Origin of the sequence: Candidatus Chryseopegocella kryptomonas (genome assembly GCF_001536065.1) — a bacterium.
GTDB classification, from domain to species: domain Bacteria; phylum Bacteroidota; class Ignavibacteria; order Kryptoniales; family Kryptoniaceae; genus Kryptonium; species Kryptonium kryptomonas.
In genome coordinates, this window is the sequence record NZ_CZVW01000003.1 from 90,881 (window position 1) to 111,201 (window position 20,321).

Sequence of the window (20,321 nt, forward strand, 5' to 3'; positions counted from 1 at the left end):
TTTACTTTGTCAATTCAATGAAAAGCGATTCAAGTTTCCCATCACGACTTTGCTTAAACTCTTCAATTTCGCTTGCGTTAAACTGTGCAATCAATTTACCGTCTTTTATTATCCCTATTGTATCGCAAAGTTCTTCCGCGACATCAAGTGAATGAGTTGACATAAAGATGGTTACGCCTTCTTTTGATTTTTGCTTCAAGGTATCTTTAACGATTCTGGCACTTCTCGGGTCAAGCCCAACCATCGGTTCATCAATTACTATAACCTTTGGATCGTGAAGAAGCGCAGATGCAATTATAACTCGCTGTTTCATCCCCTGTGAGTATTCTTCAACTCTCTTATCAATCCATCTTCCGATTTCAAAATGGTCAACGAGAAAATCAACTTTTTCTCTTATCTTTTCTTTTTTCATTTTAAAAAGACCGCCGATGAAATATAAAAATTCACGCCCTGTGAGTTTATCATAAATAAACGGTTGATCTGGGACATAAGCGAGAAAACTTTTCGCTTTTTCAGGTTCAGCAAGAGCATCTATTCCACAAATAAAAATTTTTCCGCTCGTTGGTTTAATTAAACCCGCTATCATCTTTATTGTCGTCGTTTTGCCAGCTCCATTTGGACCAAGGAAACCGAAAAATTCACCTGACTTAACTTCAAGGCTCAGATCATCAACAGCAACGAAATCGCCAAATTTTTTTGTTAAGTTCTTAAGTTGAAGCATAACTTAACAGATAAAATTTTTAAAAATTAGGAGAAACTACATTCTCTTGATAAAATTCTGTTATTATCCTCGCGGCTTCCTTCGGGTCATCGGTAAGTTCAAAAATGTTCATATCTTCGGGCGATATATTTCCCTCGGCTAAAACTTTGTCACGCAACCAGTCAATTAATCCTTGCCAGTATTCGCTTCCCATCAAAACGACAGGAAAGCGAGTTGTTTTGCCAGTTTGAATCAAGGTCACCGCTTCAAAAAATTCATCAAGCGTTCCAAATCCACCCGGTAAAACAACGAAACCCTGAGCATACTTAACAAACATGACTTTTCTCACAAAGAAATGTCTGAATTCAATTCCAACATCAACATAAGGATTAAATTTTTGCTCAAGTGGAAGTTCAATGTTGATTCCAACGGATAATCCCCCTGCTTCTTTTGCGCCGAGATTTGCTGCTTCCATTATTCCGGGACCTCCACCTGTTATGATTCCAAATCCTGATTTGACAAGTTCTCTTGCCACTTCGCGAGCCATCTCATAATATCTATGCCCTGGTTTTGTCCTTGCTGAACCAAAAATTGAAACACAAGGACCAAGTTTTGTCATCTGATCAAATCCTTCAACAAATTCAGCCATAATTCTAAAAATTCTCCAAATGTCTTTTTGTCTGCTTTCAAGCCAAACCTGTTCATCTCTTAAAATTTTGTTCGTCATCTCAAACTTTAAAATTTTGTTTCATTCAAATTTTCTATAAATGAAGTTTTTTAAAATTTCCTTCCCAAACTCTGTCATAATTGATTCCGGATGAAACTGAACACCGAATACAGGAAATTCTTTGTGTCTTATTCCCATAATTAAACCTTCTTTCGTCCACGCTGTTATTTCAAGTGAATCAGGCAAAGATTCGCGCTCAATTATCAAAGAATGATACCTTGTTGCTTTGAATGGATTTGGAAGCCCAGAAAAAATTGCCCGACCATTGTGATATATTTCGGAAATTTTGCCGTGCATAACAACGGGTGCTTTAAGAACTTTACCACCAAATGCAACTCCTATCGCTTGATGACCAAGACAAACTCCAAGAATTGGAATTGATCTGTAAAAATGCTTAATAACATCAATTGAAACTCCAGCTTCATACGGCGTGCAGGGTCCAGGGGAGATCACAATTGCATCGGGTTTAATCTCTTTAATCTCGTCAATTGTAATTTTATCGTTGCGTGCAATTTCCATTTCAACCCCAAACTCACCAAGATATTGAACAAGATTGTATGTGAATGAATCATAATTGTCAATTACCAGAATCATCGCTAAAAATTTTTTTAATTTTCACAAAGCAATTCAACTGCTTTGAATGTCGCTTCAAGTTTATCAAGCGTTTCCTGATATTCTCGCTCAGGGTTTGAATCGTGGACAATTCCAGCGCCTGCTTGAAAATAAGCTTTATTTCCCTTCATCACGATTGTTCTTATGGCTATACAAAAGTCAATGTTTCCGGAGAAATCAATATAACCAACTGCTCCACCGTAAATGCCACGTTTTGTCGGTTCAAGCTCAGCTATTATCTCCATTGCTCTTATCTTTGGTGCACCTGTGACGGTTCCAGCAGGAAAACACGAATAAAGAGCATCAACCGGACTTACATCTTCTCTTAACTTCCCACTTACATTGCTCACAATGTGCATAACATGTGAATATCTTTCTATCACCATAAACTGATCAACTTTCACAGTTCCAAAATAACTTATCCTTCCGATGTCATTCCTTCCGAGATCAACAAGCATTAAATGTTCTGCTTTTTCTTTTTCATCGTTTAAAAGTTCAATCTCAAGTTGCTTATCTTCTTCCGGCGTCTTTCCTCTTCTTCTCGTTCCGGCTATCGGTCTTGTTTCAACAATTCCATCTTCAACTCTGACGAGAAGCTCCGGAGACGAGCCAATTATTTTGAGATCATCCACACTTAAAAAATACATATATGGCGATGGATTTACAACTCTAAGCATACGGTAAATGTCAAAAGGGTCACCTTCAATTTTTCTCTCAAACCTTTGCGATAAAACCGCCTGAAATATGTCTCCATTTATGATATACTCTTTTATGCGATTTACTTTCTCAACGAATTCATCTTTTGTCATATTGAATTTGAATTCTTCATCAAGTTCAACTCGTGAAATTTCTGAGCTAATTCTACGCTTCAAGAACGATTTCACCTCTGCAATTTTCCCGAGCGATTTGTAATACTCATTTTTTAATTCGCTTTCACTCATACGGTCATTTTTATAAACATTTGAGATGATAAAAATTTTCCGCTTCAAATTATCAAAAACAAGGAGCGAGTCAAAAAACATAAGAAATATATCCGGGGCATTGAGATCGTCTATTTTCGCTTGTGGAACTTTTTCAACCAATGAAATGCTCTCATACCCGAAATATCCAACAGCACCACAAGTAAAGCGCGGAAGCTCGTCAATGTGAACCGATTTAAAAAGTGAAATGATTTTATTTAAGGCATCAATTGGGTTTGTTAAATTCTTAATTTCATCTTCAACGAAAGAAAAATTTTCATCAATGATTTTGACTTTGAAATTAAAACCTCTTGCCTCAAAAATCATAAACGGTTTGAAGCCGATAAATGAATATCTCGCAATTTTTTCACCGCCTTCAACACTTTCAAAAAGAAAAGAATACGGACTTTTATCTCTCACCTTCATATATACAGAGACGGGCGTTTCGGTATCTGCAAGGAGCGACTCATAAACTGGGATAACATTGCCTTTGTCAGCAAAAGATTTAAATATGTCATACTGCGTGAACATCTTAACTCTTATTTTCTTTTATGAGGACATCATAATTTTCAAATTTTAAAATCAACTCGCGAACATTTTGCGGGATTGGTTCTGGCTTAAATGTCTCTCTGTTCAAAAGAACTATTACGGTTTCCCCAGTTGCGACTTTTCTTCTGGTTTTATTTTCTTCAATTAGATATTCCATTTCAAAGCTTGAATTTCCAATTTTTGAAACGCGGGCATAGACATCAAGTATTTCGTCAAATTTTGCTGGTGTGATGTAATTGCAGACATTTTTTGCAATTACAAAATAAAAATCAGTAAAAAAGCGCCCTGGTTCAATCCCAAGCGCCTGCCGTATGTATTCCGTTCGCGCTATTTCAAAATACTTTAAATAAACAGAGTTATGCACAATCCCGTATGAATCAAGATCAAATGTTCGGACTTGAACTTGAACCTTAAACCTAAATTTTTCTCTTTCAAATTCATTTTCATTCATGTTTGACCCATCACGCAATTTATTGCGACGACATTTACGATATCTTCAACGCTACAACCTCTTGAAAGATCAAAGCAAGGTTTCTTCAAACCTTGGACTATTGGACCGAGTGCTTCCGCACCAGCCATTCTTTGAGCCATTTTATAGCCAATGTTTCCAGCGTCAAGATTTGGAAAAATTAACACATTGGCATTCCCAGCAACTGGACTATCGGGCGCTTTTCTTTTGGCAACTTCTGGAACAATTGCTGCGTCAAGTTGAAGTTCTCCGTCAATTATAAGGTCTGGTCTTTTTTGCTTTGCTATTTTGGTTGCCTCTATAACTTTATCAACCATTTCGTGTTGAGCGCTCCCCTTGGTTGAGAATGAAAGCATTGCAACGATTGGTTCTTCACCGACAAGTTTTTTATGATTAATTGCGGTTGAAATTGCGATGTCGGCAAGTTGTTCTGCGGTTGGATTTGGAACAACAGCGCAATCGGCAAATGAATAAACTTTGTTTGGAAAAACGATCAAAAAGAAACTTGAAACGATAGAGATTCCATCCATCAAGCCAACAACTTGAATCCCTGCTCTTAACACATCTGCGGTTGTTGAAATTGAACCTGCGACGCTCCCATCAGCCATTCCTTCTCTTACCATCATTGCCCCAAAGAAAAGCGGATTCTTCATCGTCTCCTTCGCTTCTTCAAAACTTATCCCTTTGTGTTTTCTTAAATTGTAAAAAATATGCGCAAAATCACTTAACTTTTCTGACTTCAAAGGATTTACAATCCGAATTCCCGAAAGATTGACTCCAATTTTTTCAGCAAGCGAATAAATTTTTTCTTCATCTCCGATCAAAGTTATTTCAGCAATTTTTTCATCAACTATTTTTCTTCCTGCTTTAAGAGTTCGCTCATCAAGTGCATCTGGCAAAACGATGTGCTTTTTGAGTTGTTTCGCTTTTTCTTTGATATTTTCAAGCAAAGTTAATCCTATCATTTTAGGTGCAATTTTGTTTTTGTTTGACTTCTTGATTTTAAATATACAGAATTTATCCCATTAAGGAAAGAATTTAAGATAGTGCCCATGTTAAAATTTCATCTTTTGGAACTCTCCCGCCAAGTATTACACTATCAGCGCCTGCATAAGGGAAGTAAAGATATCCATCGTAAAAATAAGAACCGCAAACGAAAAGGACATTATTAACGCCAAGTTCAGCATCTCCGATCGTTTCAAACTCTGTTTCAGGTCTCATAAAAGGTTCAAACTTCTTAACAAGTTTAAGATAACTTTTTTCATTTTTTTCAACTACCGCAATTCCAAGATCGTATTCCCTTGTCCCGTCCTTTTTGAAATTTCCAATATGATAGAGCATAAAAAATTTATTATCGGATATTTTCAAAGGTGGAGCGCCAGCACCATTCCACGATTTTGAAAATTCTGGATTTACTTCAACATCTATCAAAACTCCCTCGTCTTTCCATTCTCCAAGTATATCATCCGCCGTTGCAAAATGAATTTTCATTGGGTTTTCCCCTTCCATAGGTCGGTGAAGAAGGACGAATTTATCGTAAATTTTTTCGGGGAATAAAACAGCATTTTTATTATCAACATCGTTAAGTTTGCCTTTCAAAGTCCCGTGCTTTTCCCAGTGCAAAAAATCTTTTGTTTCAGCAATGCATATGTTTATTTTATTTTTCTCTTTTCCACTTTCGTATCCAGTGTAAAACATAAAGTATTTATCGCCGATCTTTGTAATTCTCGGGTCTTCAACGCCAAGGTTTTCAAATTTTTCTTCTGGTTTTAAGATTGGTTCAGAAAATCTTTTGATAAGTTTTAAGTCGGGAGTGAAAATAGCAAGCCCAAGGGATGAGCGTCTGTAATCAAAATTTTTTGTTTCTTTCCCTTGGGCTCGGTAGATGAGGAAACAAATAGCACGATGAGATTGAATTCGTTGGAGTGTTTCTTTGTCTGGCTTTATTGATTCAATTATCTGTCCAAGTTCTTCTTTATCATCAACGAGAACGCACGCAGGATTAAAGACAACTTTGTTTTCCCAGAGGTTATTGCTTTCTTTTTCAAGAATTGGTTTTCCCGAATTTAACCTTTCAATTTTGAACATTTTTCATCTCATCCAAAACGCCTTTTCTCGTAATTCCATTCAAGTTTTCCTTCAAGGTATTCCTGAATTGCAGCGTCGGTTGGCTTCGGAAGTTGATCAAATTCTTCTGCTATTTGAAGTTGCTCAATTGGTGCTTTCGGTGTCTGTTCTTCATCATAATGTTTCGGGGTTTCTTCCTGCGTCGCTTGCTGCTGTTGCGCTTTCAACGCTCTCAATTCTTCAAGGCGTTTATTGAAATTTACTTTTCTCTCATCGTTAATTTGCCTTGCTCTTTTCGCCATTATGACGATCGCCTCATAAGTGTTTCCAGCTATTTCCTGAATCTTTTTCAAATCAAGTGGCTTGATTCCCATTTTTGAAGAGTTCAAATTTTGTTTTTAATACTCGTGTTTTTGAATCGCCTTCCATTTTTCAATCTCGTTGAAAACAGCTCTTAAAACCGCTTTCACCGTATCTTCCAGCTTATCATTGACAAAAATATAATCAAAATAACTTGATTTTTCAAGTTCCATCGGAACGCGCTCAATTCGCTTTTTAAGTTGCTCCTCGTTTTCCGTTCCACGCCTTTTCAATCTCTCTTTTAAAACTTCCATATTTGGTGGCTTTATGAAAATTAAAACTGCATCATCTGGAAATTTTCTCTTAATTGAAATTGCACCATTTACATCAACATCAAAAAGTAAAACATCGCCATTTTTAAGAGCTGTTTCAACGACGCTTTTCAAAGTCCCGTAATAATTCCCATAAATTTCTTCCCATTCAAGAAGTTCGCCATTTTGAATTTTTTTCTCAAATTCCTCACGCGTGAGAAAAAAATAATCTTTTCCATCAACTTCACCATTTCTCTTCGGTCTTGTGGTTGCGGAAACAGAAAATTTTATAAATGGAAATTTCTCAAGTATCTTTTTCGCTATTGTGGTTTTACCAGAACCACTCGGGGCTGATACAACAATTAATCTACCTCTTGGCATCTTTAATGTTAAGTTTTTTATTCAACATTTTGTAATTGTTCTCTGATCTTCTCAATTTCCTCTTTAATTCCAACGACAAGATAAATGATCTCCGTGTCCTCAGATTTCGCATTTATGGTTGTCGCCTCGCGCAACATCTCTTGAAGCAAAAAATTTAATCTTCTTCCAACGGCATTTTCAGAACTTTTCAATGTGTCGAGAAAAAATTTTGTATGACTTTTCAGTCTAACGCATTCTTCCGTGATGTCAAGCTTATTCGCAAGTAAAACGAGTTCTGCTTCAAGCCGATTTCGGTCAAATTCAACATCTTTGAAAATTTCTTCAATCCTTGCTTTTAACTTTTCCTGTCTTTCTTTCAATTTTTCATTTGAAAGAGCAAGGATTTTATCCACATCTTTTGAAATCGCATTGATTCTGTTTTCAATATCTTTTGCAAGTTCAAAGCCCTCTTTATTTCTTGCTTCAATCAATTTATCAACTGCATTTTCAACAGCTGTTCTCACAATTTCCCATTCGTCTTCAGAAATATCTTTTTCAAGTTCAATTTCAAAAATTTGAGAAAACTCAAGCAAATGTTCCAGCTTTATTTCTCCCCTGATCTTCGTTTTACGCTTCAGCTCTTTTAGGGACTTCACAAGATAATTTGCAACATCAAAATTAATTTTCAGTGGTGGTTGAATTGATGGATCAATTTCATAATCAATAATTGCAAAAACTTTTCCGCGCGATATTTTCTGGCGAATTATCTCTCTTATCTCAAATTCCCTTGATTGGAGTATTTTCGGGAGTTTCAAATTTATTTCAAGAAATCGCGAGTTAACACTTTTAATTTCAACTGAAACAGAAATACCATCCTTTTTAATCTCATATTTTCCAAAGCCAGTCATACTTGAGATCATTGAGCAATGTGAAAAGTTAATTGGAGTTCGCCTTGACGGAGTTAAGAAGATAAGCTTTTATAAATTCGTCAATCTCACCGTCCATCACTGCTTGAACATTTGATGTTTCATAACCTGTTCTGTGGTCTTTTACAAGATTATACGGGTGAAATATATACGAGCGGATTTGATTTCCCCACTCAATTTTTTTCTTTTGCTTTTCAAATTCGTCAAGTTTTTCTCTCTCTTTTTCCTTTTGGAGTTGATATAATCTTGATTGAAGAAGACGCATTGCTCTCATTTTGTTTTGATATTGCGAACGCTCGCTTTGACACTGGACAACTATTCCCGTAGGTATGTGCGTGATTCTGACCGCAGTTTCAACTTTGTTAACATTTTGACCACCGTGTCCACCAGCTCTAAATGTTTCAATTTTCAAATCGTCTGGATTTATCTCAATTTTTACATCTTCATCTCCAAGCTCTGGATAAACAAACACAGAAGCAAACGATGTATGTCTTCTCTTATTTGCATCAAAGGGTGAAATTCGCACAAGACGATGAACCCCGCTTTCGGATTTAAGATAGCCGTAAGCATAAGGACCTTCAATTTCAACCACTGCGCTTTTTATTCCTGCGCCATCGCCTTCAAGGATATCAACCACCGTCGCATTGTATCCATTTCTTTCAGCCCATCTCAAATACATCCTCAAAAGCATTTCAGCCCAATCCTGTGCCTCCGTTCCACCTGCACCTGAATGAATCGTCAAAATTGCACTCTTTGGATCATCTTCACCGTTCAAAAGATTTTTAAGTTCAAGTTCATCTATCTTCTTTTCAAGTTTCCTTATCTCTTTTTGCAACTCACCTGTAAAAGAAATATCCTGTGATTCCTCCGCAAGTTCAACCAACACTTTTGCATCCTCAAGCATTCTTTGAGCGTTTTCCCAATCATTTAGCCACTCCTTTATCCTGCTTATCTCCTGCATAACCTTTTGTGCATTTGAGGGGTCGTTCCAGAAATCAGAACTTGCGGTTTTCTCTTCAAGTTCGGCAAGTTGTTTTCGCTTTCCTTCTATGTCAAAGAAACCTCCTTAAAGTTTCAAACCTTTCTGAAATTTCATCAAGTTTTGATTTGAAGTTCTCAAACATTTTTCCCGATGCAAATTTTGTTTTTTCTCTTTGGGATACAAAGATACGAAAAAAGAAACGCAATTCCAAAAGCAAAACTCTGTCTATTTCCACAAGCAATAATTTTTCCCGAGAAATTGGCTTGACCGAAAAAAATTTTTTGCTATCTTTTAACAAAAACAAAACCTTAAAAAGCAATGCTGAAAAAATTCAGGTTCTTGATTTTAATTTGCATCTTTGAACTTGGACTTTCACAAGTCAAGTTTGATTCAATTTCTGCGTGGAACTTTAACAAAGTTTTAACTTCTGAAAAATTTCAAGGTCGCAAATCAGGAACTCCCGCAGGTGAAAAAGCAAGCGAATGGATTGCAGAAAAATTTAAAGAATTTGGGTTAAAACCATTTGGAGATAATGGAACATATTTTCAAAACTTCAAAATCCTCGCAACACAGGATAAAGTTTCAAAATTAACACTTATAAATGGAAGAAAAGGAAAAACGAAATACTCACTTGGAGACGATTTCACGATTTTAACAAACAGCGGAAGCGGTAAGGTTAAATCAAAGGTTGTCTTTGTTGGATATGGGATTTCCGCACCAGAAAAGGGAAGGGATGACTATGCCAATGTTGATGTGAAGGGAAAAATTGTCATCGTCGTTGCTGGAACTCCACCTGATGAAGAAGGAAAATTTGTTGAAGAAGGTTCAAGGGGATACAAGATAAAAAAAGCATTTGAGAAGGGTGCATCTGCTGTTTTCTATTTTCAAGGGGATAGACCTGTAAGAGGTGGAGCGATAACCGAAGAATATTACACTCCGCAAATGCCAGCAATCTGGATCGGGAGAAAGATCATTGACGATATTTTTTATAACACTGGGATAAGTTTTGATGCGTTAAGAAGTGAAATAAATTTTAAACCTCGTTCGTTTGAAATTGACAAAATTTTTGAAGTTGAAACGAAAGTTGAGCAACTTGATGGATGGACCAAAAATGTCGTCGGATTAATTCCGGGAATTGATGAAAATTTAAAAAATGAATACATAATAGTTGGCGCTCATATGGATCATAATGGAGTTGATGCAGAGGGATTTATCTATCCCGGAGCTGATGACAACGGCTCGGGGACATGTCTTGTTATGGAACTTGCAAGAAGTATGATGGCAAATGATGTTAAGCCGAAAAGATCAATAATTTTCGTTTTGTTTGCAGGTGAAGAACAAGGACTTCTGGGTTCAAAATACTTTGCTTCGCATCTTCCTGTGCCGAAAGAAAACATTGTCGCTATGTTTAACTTTGATATGGTTGGTCGTGGCAACGGAAATATAAACATCGCTGGGACAGAAAATTTCCCAGAAATGTGGAACATAGTAAAAGAATTTTTCCCATCTGAAAAATTAAAAAACCTCGGGAAATTTCGCGCTGGTGCAAATTCAGATCATTATCCATTTCAAGAACTTGGCATACCTGCATTTTTTTTCATCTCCGCTGGACAACATCCAGAATATCACAGAACAGATGACACAAGCGATAAAATTCAGCCATTCGTCCTTGGCGAAGTTGGAAACACCGCTTACGATGTAATTCTTGGGCTTGCAAATTATCCCGAGAGTTTGAAAAGAGAGAAAAGATACGAAACTTATCTTTATGCAAATTCAAGAACGGCGCTTTACGCAAAACTTTATCCTGACTCATTGAGCAAAGATTGGCTTTATAATTTTAGAGCAAAGCTTAAAAATTACGATGTTGAAGCAGTCATCTTTGAAGTTCAGACAGATTCAAAAGATGAACTTTTTAAAGCGATTTATTTCGTTGATTCAGTCGCAACGCGAGATTATAAAAACTTCAACATTGTCTCAGATAGATCAGATTTTAACACATCTCCTGATGTTTTAAATGTTTTATTTTCTGCAAATGCAAACTTGTTCAAAAACCTGCCTCAATCAATGCCAGTTCTATCAAAGGTTGGGTTAAAGTTTATAGTTTTTGATAAATCCACAAGCGAAGATCAATCTGTTGTGGATTTCGTCAATGATTTTTATAATGATTTGAACCCGATTTTTAAAGACATATTGCCAGATAAATTCAAGATAAAAAAGCAATACATCGTGTTCAATCCGGATTCGGTTGATTTGAATTCTCAATCTCTTTTTGCTTTTACAGATGTGGAGAAATTTTTATCAAAGGCAAATTTTCTCAAGCCGGAGCAAATTTTTCTGATGCTTGACCCCGAAAATGCGAAAACTTTAATCGCACATCTTAACGATCTCAAATGGGATGTGAAATCAATTCAAAAAATTTTTGGTCAAAATCTTTACAAACTTTTAAAATAAGATTGGGATAGGGATATGCGTAAAATTCTGTTCATCTTGCTTCTTTCAAGCTTAAATCTTTTTTCACAAATTTACGAGCATCGCGGTGTCTGGTATGTGCCAAGAAATGGGAACGCTTACAAGACAAAATCTGAAATCGCCTCAGATATGGACATAATAGCAAGAAATAATTTCAATGCGGTTTATGTTCTTGTCTGGGCAAGGGGTTATCCACTTTTTAGAAGTGAGGTGTTCTACAAAGATACGGGACTTTACACAGATCCGCAACTTGGTGATAGAGATCTGCTTCAAGAGATGATAGCAGAAGCACACAGAGCTGGGCTTGAAGTTTATGCATGGTTTGAATACGGATTTATCGGTGGATGGGGCGGATATTTACCGGGAACAAGTGGAAAAGGTAAAATTTTTGACACTCACCCTGAATGGCTTGCAAAAAGAAGCGACGGCTCTGATACAGGTTCGTCGGAAGATCAAGTCAATTATAACTTTTACTGGATGGCACACGCAAATCCCGAAGTCCAAAACTTTTTGATCCAGCTTATACTTGAAATGGTAAAAAACTACGATATTGACGGATTTGAACTTGACAGAATACGATATCCAGATCCAAACTGTGGTTATGACAGTGTCACAGTTGAACTTTACAAGCAGGAACACAATGGAACGCCACCACCATTAAATTATAATGATCCCGAATGGAAAAACTGGCGAATTCAGAAGTTAAATCAATTTGCAAAAACGGTTTATGATTCTGTTAAGTTTTACAGAAAAGATATGCGCTTGACAAACGCAGTTGGAGTTGGACCTGATTGGGCGAAAAACGAAAAATTGCAAGATTGGGTGACATGGATAAACAATGGCTGGCTTGATTATATTGAACCGATGAATTACAGAAGAACCGCAAATGAATTCATCAATGAATGTGTTAACATCTTTGGACGAGTGAATGATAAGAATAAAATTTTGTTTGGGATTGACAGTCAAAATCCGACGACATCTGAATTTTTAAAAATGATTCAGTATGTAAGACAGCAAAATTTAAAGGGCTTCGTTGTTTGGTATTATGGCTCTCTTTCAGATGATTTTGATTCGTTGAGAACCCTTTTAAATCAAAAAGCGCTTGTGCCAGATAGACCACAAAATTGGCGAATGCCAGCGATTATAATTGATGATTCCGATTCAATTAATGTCTCTTACTCAAACGGCTGGAACACAGCGTCAAGTTACTTACACTGGGGCGAGAAATATCTTCTGACACAATCAACATCCCCGCAATGGGTTGAGTATTATGCTCAGATACCGCAAGATGGATATTATGAAGTTTATGCTTTAGTTGTAAGGTCAACATCTGACAGTGCGGTTTATTATGTTTATGATTCCTTTGGGAATGAGAAAAAGTTTACAGTTAATCAAACAAATCCGACAATTTACAACGGATGGTATAAACTTGGGGACTTTTATTTCAAAAGCGGTAAGCAAAAAATTTTAAAGATAACGAATGAGAAATTCAAAACGCCCGGCTTTATGACAGCCGATGCAGTTATGTTAATTCTAAACCGCCGTCTAACTCCGATTACATCATCAATTAAAGATGGAAGAAGTGAAATTTTACCTCAAAATTTTGAAATCACAATTTTCCCGAACCCGTTCAACTCATCTACAACGATAAATGTTTTTCTACCTGTTGATTCATTTTTAAAAATTGACATTTACAATACGCTTGGGCAGTTGGTAAAAAACTTGACATCGGGAAATTACAAAGCTGGTGAGAATAGATTTTTATTTGCGCCGGAGGCGCTTGCCTCCGGCATTTACATTCTGCGCGTCAGGATAACCCCGAAGGAAAATTTAAAATCTCAAACTTTGATCAAAAAAATTGCCTTGATAAAGTAAATTTCAACCAAACAATTTATAAAAAACCTCAACCGCTTGTTTAACCTCATCCATTGAGACATCAAGATGTGTTACAGCACGAATTTTCATATAGCTTCCAGAACTTAGAAGCACTCCGTTGTCTTTGAGCATTTTCAAAATTTCATCAGGCGTCTTTCCAGTTTTTTCAACTCCAATTATTACAATGTTTGTTTGCACAGTTTCAAGATCAATGTCAAAAACTTTCAACTTTGCTATTTCTTCTGCGAAAAATCTTGCCTTTTCGTGATCTTCTTTCAATCTATCAATGTTATGTTGAATTGCCCATATTCCAGCAGCTGCTAAAATTCCAACCTGCCTCATTCCACCGCCGAAAATTTTTCTATATTTTCTCACACGCTCAATAAATTCTTTATCACCTGCAACGACAGAGCCAACTGGTGCACCAAGTCCTTTTGAAAGGCAAACAGAGACAGAATCAAAATACTGAGCGTATTCTTTCGGAGTTATTCCAGTTTCAACGCAGGCGTTCCAAAGACGAGCACCATCAAGATGCATCTTTATACCATTTTCAAGCGCAAATTCACGAATTCTTTTTATTTCATCAATTGGATAAATTGTCCCGCCGGCGCGATTATGTGTATTTTCAAGACAAATTAAACGAGTTCTCGGCATATAATATGCTTTTGGTCTTACAGCTTTTTTAATCTGTTCAACAGTTATGACGCCATGCTTCCCCTGAATTGGAAAGAGCTGAACACCGGATAACATTGATGGAGCTGCTGTTTCATAATTCATTATGTGTGATTCCGCTTCAACTATGACTTCATCTCCTGGTTCAGTGTGGGCTTTTATTGATACTTGATTTCCCATCGTTCCGCTCGGGACGAAAATAGCTGCTTCTTTCCCAAGGATTTCAGCAACCATTTCTTGAAGTTTGTTAACCGTTGGATCTTCACCAAATACATCATCTCCAACTTCGGCTTCCATCATAAATTTTCTCATCTCAGGTGATGGCTTTGTGACGGTGTCGCTTCTAAGGTCAATGTATTTTTGCATTTTCAAATTTGAATTTATTGTTGTTAAGTTTAAAACAAACCAATTATGTTTCCGTGTTCATCAACATCCATATTAAATGCAGCTGGATTCTTTGAGAGCCCCGGCATAAGCATTATATCACCACATATAGCAACGACGAAACCAGCTCCTGCAAACAAACGAGCATCTGTAACGGTCAAAGTCCAGCCCTTTGGAACTCCGATTAGTTTGGGGTTATCACTTATTGAATTTGGTGTCTTTGCAATGCAAACTGGCAAATGATCATAACCGTGTTCAATATATTTCTCAAGTTTTTTCATCGCCTTTCGTTCAATGTAAACATCATCAGCTCCATAAACCTCTGTTGCAATAAGTTTAATTTTTTCAATTAATGGAAGCGATAATCTGTAAAGTGGCTTAAAATCAGATGGAATTGTTTCTGTTATCTTCACAACTTTTTCAGCAAGCTCAATTCCTCCTTCACCACCTTTTGTGAAAAATTCGGTCACCGCACATTCAACCCCAAGTTCAGCGCATTTTTCCTGAATTAAATTGATTTCAATTTCAGTATCTGTGGCGAATTTATTTATTGAGACGATCGCTGGAACACCGAATTTTCTTATGTTCTTAACATGGAACTCAAGATTTTCAAGTCCTTTCTTAAATTTTTCAATTGTGAAATCATCCTGTGATTTTATTCCGCCGTGATATCTTATTGCTTTTGCAGAAACGACGATGACAGCAGCTGATGGTTTGAGACGATGAATTTGAGCAACAATGTCAAAAAATTTCTCCGCCCCAAGATCAGAGCCAAATCCCGTCTCAACAACAACATAATCAGCAAGTTTGAGGGCAATTTTATCAGCGATGACACTATTTGTTCCGTGAGCGATGTTTGCAAATGGACCACCGTGTATAATTGCTGGTGTATGTTCAGTTGTTTGAACAAGGTTTGGCATAATTGCTTCATTTAGCAAAACCATCATAGCACCACAAGCTTTCAAATCCTTCGCCTTCACAGGTTTACCATCAAGATCGTATCCAATGACAATGTCGCATAACCTTCTTTTTAAATCAGTTCTTGAACTTGCCATACAGAGTATAGCCATTGTTTCAGAAGCAGCTGTTATCACAAACCCAGATTCTCTTGGAACTCCATTAACTTTGCCACCAAGCCCGATGACAATATGACGCAATGCCCTATCGTTCATATCAATGGTTCTTTCCCATGTGATGTTATTAACATCAATTCGCAACTCATTTCCGTGATGTATGTGAGCGTCAATCAAAGCAGCAAGCAAGTTATGAGCTGAGGCAACAGCGTGAATGTCGCCATTGAAGTGAAGATTGATAAGTTCAGATGGAATAACCTGCGATTTCCCACCGCCGGTTGCACCACCCTTAATTCCAAAAACAGGTCCAAGCGACGGCTCTCTTAAAGTGACAATTGCTTTTTTGCCTATTCTGTTAAGTGCTTGGCTTAATCCGATTGATGTCAAAGTTTTTCCTTCACCCGATGGCGTCGGCGTAATTGCGGTTACAATTATCAATTTACCATCAGGTCTGTCCTTAAATTTCTCCATCACTTCAAGTCGTATTTTGCCAGTAAATTTGCCATAATACTCAAAATCTTCATCAGTTAAACCAATTTGCTCCATTATGTGCTTGATGTGCAATGGTTTGACTTTTTCTTCTACTGCGATTGAATTTGGTATCATTTCTTCACCGGATTTTTATTTTTAAATAAAAAATCCCGACTTTTGGTCGGGACCATTCAAAAACTTGTGTTTTTAAACTCCTTTGATGTGCTTTTTGATAGTTTATGCTGAAAGACGTTCTTCACGATAGATAAATATGGGTTCGGCTCTCTCATAAATTGTCTCCTTTGTAATTATGCACTTTGAAATCGGTTGCTCTTTTAAACGCGTTGGCAATTCAAACATTATATCAAGCATAATTTCTTCAATTATTGCTCTCAAACCTCGTGCTCCTGTTCCACGCTTTAACGCAAGCTCTGCAACCGCTTCAAGGGCATCTGGCTCAAATTCAAGTTCAACTCCATCAAATTCAAACAACTTTTTATACTGCCTTATGATCGCATTCTTCGGCTCAGTTAAAATTCTTATCAAAGCATCTTTTGAAAGAGAATGAAGCGTCGCAATCACTGGGAGTCGTCCGATAAACTCAGGGATAAAACCAAATTTTAACAGATCTTCTGGTTCAACCAATGGTAAAAGTTCATCAATCATTTCATCCTTATTCCCGCGAATTTCCGCTGTGAATCCGATTGAATTTTTATTGATTCTGCTTGCAATAATTTTTTCAAGCCCTTCAAAAGCCCCGCCACAGATAAAGAGTATATTCTTTGTGTTGATGTAAATTAAACTTTGTTCTGGATGCTTTCTTCCTCCTTTTGGTGGAACACCAGCGATTGTTCCTTCAAGAATTTTCAAAAGTGCCTGTTGAACACCTTCGCCCGAAACATCACGCGTAATTGATGGGCTTGCGGTTTTGCGAGCAATTTTATCTATCTCGTCAATATAAACTATTCCACGCTCAGCGCGTGCAACATCGTAATCCGCATTTTGAAGAAGATAAAGAAGTATCGTTTCAACATCATCCCCAACATAGCCAGCTTCCGTCAAAGTCGTCGCATCTGCAATTGCAAATGGAACATCAAGAATTTTCGCAAGTGTTTGAGCAAGCAATGTCTTACCAGTGCCAGTAGGACCAATTAGCAAAATGTTGCTTTTCTCTATCTCAACATTATCAGACAAATTCTTAACATGATTGTTCTGTTCAAGATTGTTCTCAATTCTCTTATAATGATTATAAACCGCAACAGATAAAATTTTCTTCGCTCTCTCTTGACCTATGACATATTCATCAAGTGCTTTCTTTATCGCCATCGGGGTTAGCGGAATTTTCCCGAATCTTTTACTTGAAGAATACGCAGCCATATTATTTCTCAAAATGTCAACCGACTCACTCACACAAATATCGCAGATGTAAACATCAGGTCCAGCTATCATATTTCCAACTTCATCAACGCTTCTCCCGCAAAATGAACATACTGGCTTTGATTTAAAATCAGGTCTTTCTGACATTCTTTTTACCTTTTCTTTGTTGAAGGAACTTCTCTTCTGACAAGTATCTGGTCAATTATTCCGTATTCCTTTGCTTCCTCAGCCGACATGTAGTAATCTCGGTCTGTGTCTTTTTCAATTTGTTCAATTGGTTTTCCGGTGTGTTTCGCAAGTATTTCATTTATCTTTCTCTTCATTCTCAAAATTTCCTCAGCCTGAATTCTTATATCCGCAGCCGTTCCTTGAACACCACCCCAGGGTTGATGAATCATGATTCTTGAATTCGGCAAAGCAGTTCTTTTCCCTTTAGCGCCACCAGCAAGTATGACTGCAGCCATGCTTGCAGCCATTCCAATGCAAATCGTTGCAACATCTGGCTTTATGTATTGCATTGTGTCATAAATTGCAAGACCTGCTGAAATTACACCACCAGGGCTGTTTATGTAAAGGTATATATCTTTATCCGGGTCTTCAGATTCAAGAAAAAGAAGTTGTGCGATGACTAAGCTCGCAACAGCATCATCAATGGGTGTTCCGATAAAAACAATTCTTTCTTTCAAAAGTCGTGAGAAAATATCATAAGCTCTTTCACCACGACTTGTCTGCTCAACCACAATTGGAACCAACTGGTCATAAATTTTCACGCCCATAGCTTTACAAAGTTAAATTTTGTTTTTGATTTTTTTCAGGTTCTGGTTTTCAAAAGTTGTCTCGTCTTTTCTCCATCTGCAACGATTAAATCTGAAATGTATTTCATTGCGTTTGCAAACTCTCTCCTCGCTTCTTCCTGACCTTTGTGAATTTGTTCAAGCAAAGTTCTAAACTCTCGCTCTGATTGACCAATCCTTTCATCAATCTTAACCAAATATTCACTTATCTTGGACAAAATTTCCTTCGTCTCTTGACTTGAACGCACCATACTTTGCTCTATTCTATCTAACAACGCCTTCGTCTCTTGACTTGATTGTAATGCGTGTTGCTCCATCCTCTCTAACAACGCCTTCGTCTCTTGACTTGATTGTAATGCGTGTTGCTCTATCCTCTCCAACAACGCCTTCGTCTCTTGACTTGATTGTAATGCGTGTTGCTCTATCCTCTCCAACAACGCCTTCGTCTCTTGACTTGATTGTAATGCGTGTTGCTCTATCCTCTCCAACAACGCCTTCGTCTCTTGACTTGATTGTAATGCGTGTTGCTCTATCCTCTCCAACAACGCCTTCGTCTCTTGACTTGATTGTAATGCGTGTTGCTCCATCCTCTCTAACAACGCTTTTGTCTCTTGGACTTGATTGTAATGCGTGTTGCTCCATCCTCTCTAACAACGCTTTTGTCTCTTGGCTTGATTGTAATGCGTGTTGCTCCATCCTCTCTAACAACGCTTTTGTCTCTTGACTTGATTGTAATGCGTGTTGCTCCATTCTTTCTAACAATGCTTTCGTCTCTTGACTTGAACGTTGCCCATCCTCTCTTATCTGTTGGGTCATTTCCTTTATGCTTTGAACCATAGCCATAGTTTCGCGATGTGCTTGCTTCATCCATTTACCATTCTGCCACGCCTGATAAGCAAGGATTAGCGATATTACTGTAAGCGCAATACCGAAAATTTCCATAAGAATTTTTTCACTTAAATTTTAAACAACTCTCTCAACGACCGTAACCTTATCCTTCAAAAATTCAAGAACCTTGCGATTTAAAAGTTTTTCTCTTATGTGCTCAGACCTCTTGTAAAAAGGAATCAATTTTTCTTTTTCAATTCCAACCTCTGCCGAATCCTCTTCAGCTAATTTTTCAAAGTCCTCATCTGTCAGCTCAATTCCTTCCATCTGCGCAATTTTATTCTTTATCACATACCATTTAGCGCTAAAAACCGCATCAGCTTTATTTTTTTGCCTGAAAAATTGCTCGTCAAAATCCGGTGGCAATTTCTCACCCGGATACTTACTCTTCTCCTCATCAAGCATGCTCCTCAAAAAATCCTCAACTAAACTCTCCGGAACGACAAAATCATTTGTCCTCACAAGCTCGGAAATTATATTATCATAAAATCTTAATTCGCTATACTCATTCCACCACTTCACGAGCTCATCTTTTATATATGCCCTTAATTCATCAACAGTGTTAACTTTTCCATTCGTCACCTTTGATGCAAATTCATCGTTTAACTCAGGCAAAATTTTTCTCTCTATCTTTTTAACCGTGACCCTTACTTTCTCAGGTTTGTTATCAACCGTAAGCTCAACTATAAATTCATCATCTTTTTTCGCCCTCAAAAGTCGTTCCCTCAAAACCGGAACAATTGATTCATCATCAAGATCAATGACAACATTTTCACTTCTTCTTCCAAGCACGGGAAGATTATTCTGATCAACACCCTGTAGATCAACTGTCACTCTATAAAGTTCGCCTTTAACTTCATCTGTTTCCTCGTAAGACGCATTCGCAATAAGAAGTTTCTTTATCTCATTTTCAACTTCACCTTCATCAACGACATGGACAATTTTCTCAACTTTCAAATCTTTATAATTTGAAATCTGAATATCTGGGAGAACTTCGTATTTTATTTTAAAGACGAGCGAATCACCACGCTTATAATCAACATCAAGCAATTCTGGTGTCCCAACTGGTTCAATTTTTTTATCGCTGACAAGATTTTGATAAACATCATTCACAATGTCATCAAGTGCGTCATATTCAATTTGTTCTCCGAATTGTCTTTTTATCAATTCAATTGGGGCTTTCCCTTTTCTAAAGCCCTTGATCTCGGCTTCCGCTTGAAATTTTTTGTATGCCTCTTCAAAATAAGGTTTAAGTTCTTCCCAACTAAGCTTAATTTCCGCTTCTTCTTCAGTTTGACTTAATCTGTTGACATTTAACTCCACCAGCTATGTCCTCCACAAATTTTGTTTTTTAAT

General features: G+C 37.2%; 20 protein-coding genes. 2 read left to right on the top strand and 18 right to left on the bottom strand.

The genetic code is table 11. The features are described from left to right. Nucleotide 1: 1 nt before the first annotated feature. The 11 genes from AWW83_RS01870 to prfB form a co-directional block, all read right to left on the bottom strand. Complete coding sequence (locus AWW83_RS01870; protein ID WP_092347598.1) at nucleotides 2-721, bottom strand: ABC transporter ATP-binding protein; 720 nt, start codon at nucleotides 719-721, stop codon at nucleotides 2-4. 19 nt (nucleotides 722-740) lie between these two features. Then, entirely contained in the window at nucleotides 741-1,427 is a 687-nt protein-coding gene (locus tag AWW83_RS01875) for an LOG family protein (RefSeq protein WP_092347601.1), read from the bottom strand. Between the two features lie 21 nt (nucleotides 1,428-1,448). Beyond that, entirely contained in the window at nucleotides 1,449-2,021 is a 573-nt protein-coding gene (locus AWW83_RS01880; RefSeq protein ID WP_092347604.1) for an anthranilate synthase component II, read from the bottom strand. 14 nt (nucleotides 2,022-2,035) lie between these two features. Next, the gene (trpE, locus tag AWW83_RS01885; protein WP_092347607.1) at nucleotides 2,036-3,529 is read right to left on the bottom strand and encodes an anthranilate synthase component I; all 1,494 of its coding nucleotides are present in this window, start codon (nucleotides 3,527-3,529) and stop codon (nucleotides 2,036-2,038) included. Between the two features lies 1 nt (nucleotide 3,530). After that, nucleotides 3,531-3,998: an acyl-CoA thioesterase gene (locus tag AWW83_RS01890; protein WP_092347610.1), complete on the bottom strand. Its 468-nt coding sequence runs from the start codon at nucleotides 3,996-3,998 to the stop codon at nucleotides 3,531-3,533. Continuing rightward, entirely contained in the window at nucleotides 3,995-4,981 is a 987-nt protein-coding gene (gene pta / locus AWW83_RS01895; protein WP_092347613.1) for a phosphate acetyltransferase, read from the bottom strand. Before pta ends, AWW83_RS01890 begins: the two co-directional genes overlap by 4 nt. A 73-nt stretch (nucleotides 4,982-5,054) precedes the next feature. After that, complete coding sequence (locus tag AWW83_RS01900; RefSeq protein ID WP_092347616.1) at nucleotides 5,055-6,104, bottom strand: glycoside hydrolase family 130 protein; 1,050 nt, start codon at nucleotides 6,102-6,104, stop codon at nucleotides 5,055-5,057. An 8-nt stretch (nucleotides 6,105-6,112) separates the two neighbouring features. Next, nucleotides 6,113-6,457, bottom strand: coding sequence for a DNA-directed RNA polymerase subunit omega (locus tag AWW83_RS01905; protein ID WP_092347619.1), 345 nt, complete (start codon nucleotides 6,455-6,457; stop codon nucleotides 6,113-6,115). Between the two features lie 24 nt (nucleotides 6,458-6,481). Next, the gene (gene gmk, locus AWW83_RS01910; protein WP_092347622.1) at nucleotides 6,482-7,075 is read right to left on the bottom strand and encodes a guanylate kinase; all 594 of its coding nucleotides are present in this window, start codon (nucleotides 7,073-7,075) and stop codon (nucleotides 6,482-6,484) included. 17 nt (nucleotides 7,076-7,092) lie between these two features. Next, a complete protein-coding gene (locus AWW83_RS01915; RefSeq protein ID WP_092347625.1) occupies nucleotides 7,093-7,974 on the bottom strand; it encodes a YicC/YloC family endoribonuclease in 882 nt (293 codons plus the stop codon). Nucleotides 7,975-7,990: 16 nt separating this feature from the next. Further along, a protein-coding gene (gene prfB / locus AWW83_RS01920; protein ID WP_102134819.1) for a peptide chain release factor 2 occupies nucleotides 7,991-9,104 on the bottom strand; the annotation gives its coding sequence in 2 pieces (ribosomal slippage) (nucleotides 7,991-9,034 and nucleotides 9,036-9,104; 1,113 coding nt in all). Nucleotides 9,105-9,280: 176 nt separating this feature from the next. Between prfB and AWW83_RS01925 the strand changes: the two genes are divergently transcribed. Both AWW83_RS01925 and AWW83_RS01930 read left to right on the top strand, forming a co-directional pair. After that, on the top strand, nucleotides 9,281-11,413 hold the full coding sequence (locus AWW83_RS01925; RefSeq protein ID WP_092347628.1) for a M28 family peptidase: 2,133 nt from the start codon (nucleotides 9,281-9,283) through the stop codon (nucleotides 11,411-11,413). Nucleotides 11,414-11,428: 15 nt separating this feature from the next. Next, nucleotides 11,429-13,306 (top strand): family 10 glycosylhydrolase, encoded by a 1,878-nt coding sequence (locus AWW83_RS01930; RefSeq protein WP_092347631.1) that lies wholly within the window; start codon nucleotides 11,429-11,431, stop codon nucleotides 13,304-13,306. 3 nt (nucleotides 13,307-13,309) lie between these two features. Here AWW83_RS01930 and ltaE read toward each other — a convergent pair whose 3' ends face one another. From ltaE to tig, 7 genes are all read right to left on the bottom strand, one after another. Next, the gene (gene ltaE, locus AWW83_RS01935; protein ID WP_092347634.1) at nucleotides 13,310-14,344 is read right to left on the bottom strand and encodes a low-specificity L-threonine aldolase; all 1,035 of its coding nucleotides are present in this window, start codon (nucleotides 14,342-14,344) and stop codon (nucleotides 13,310-13,312) included. A gap of 29 nt (nucleotides 14,345-14,373) precedes the next feature. Further along, nucleotides 14,374-16,038, bottom strand: a complete 1,665-nt coding sequence (locus AWW83_RS01940; RefSeq protein ID WP_200753984.1) for a formate--tetrahydrofolate ligase — start codon at nucleotides 16,036-16,038, stop codon at nucleotides 14,374-14,376. A gap of 105 nt (nucleotides 16,039-16,143) precedes the next feature. Next, on the bottom strand, nucleotides 16,144-17,430 hold the full coding sequence (gene clpX, locus AWW83_RS01945) for an ATP-dependent Clp protease ATP-binding subunit ClpX (RefSeq protein ID WP_092347640.1): 1,287 nt from the start codon (nucleotides 17,428-17,430) through the stop codon (nucleotides 16,144-16,146). Nucleotides 17,431-17,435: 5 nt separating this feature from the next. Further along, nucleotides 17,436-18,059: an ATP-dependent Clp endopeptidase proteolytic subunit ClpP gene (clpP, locus tag AWW83_RS01950; RefSeq protein WP_092347643.1), complete on the bottom strand. Its 624-nt coding sequence runs from the start codon at nucleotides 18,057-18,059 to the stop codon at nucleotides 17,436-17,438. A 35-nt stretch (nucleotides 18,060-18,094) separates the two neighbouring features. Beyond that, entirely contained in the window at nucleotides 18,095-18,394 is a 300-nt protein-coding gene (locus AWW83_RS01955; protein WP_143713859.1) for a hypothetical protein, read from the bottom strand. Beyond that, nucleotides 18,342-19,019, bottom strand: a complete 678-nt coding sequence (locus tag AWW83_RS01960) for a hypothetical protein (RefSeq protein WP_092347649.1) — start codon at nucleotides 19,017-19,019, stop codon at nucleotides 18,342-18,344. Before AWW83_RS01960 ends, AWW83_RS01955 begins: the two co-directional genes overlap by 53 nt. Before the next feature lie 21 nt (nucleotides 19,020-19,040). Beyond that, nucleotides 19,041-20,288: a trigger factor gene (gene tig / locus AWW83_RS01965; protein ID WP_159421076.1), complete on the bottom strand. Its 1,248-nt coding sequence runs from the start codon at nucleotides 20,286-20,288 to the stop codon at nucleotides 19,041-19,043. Nucleotides 20,289-20,321 lie beyond the last annotated feature (33 nt).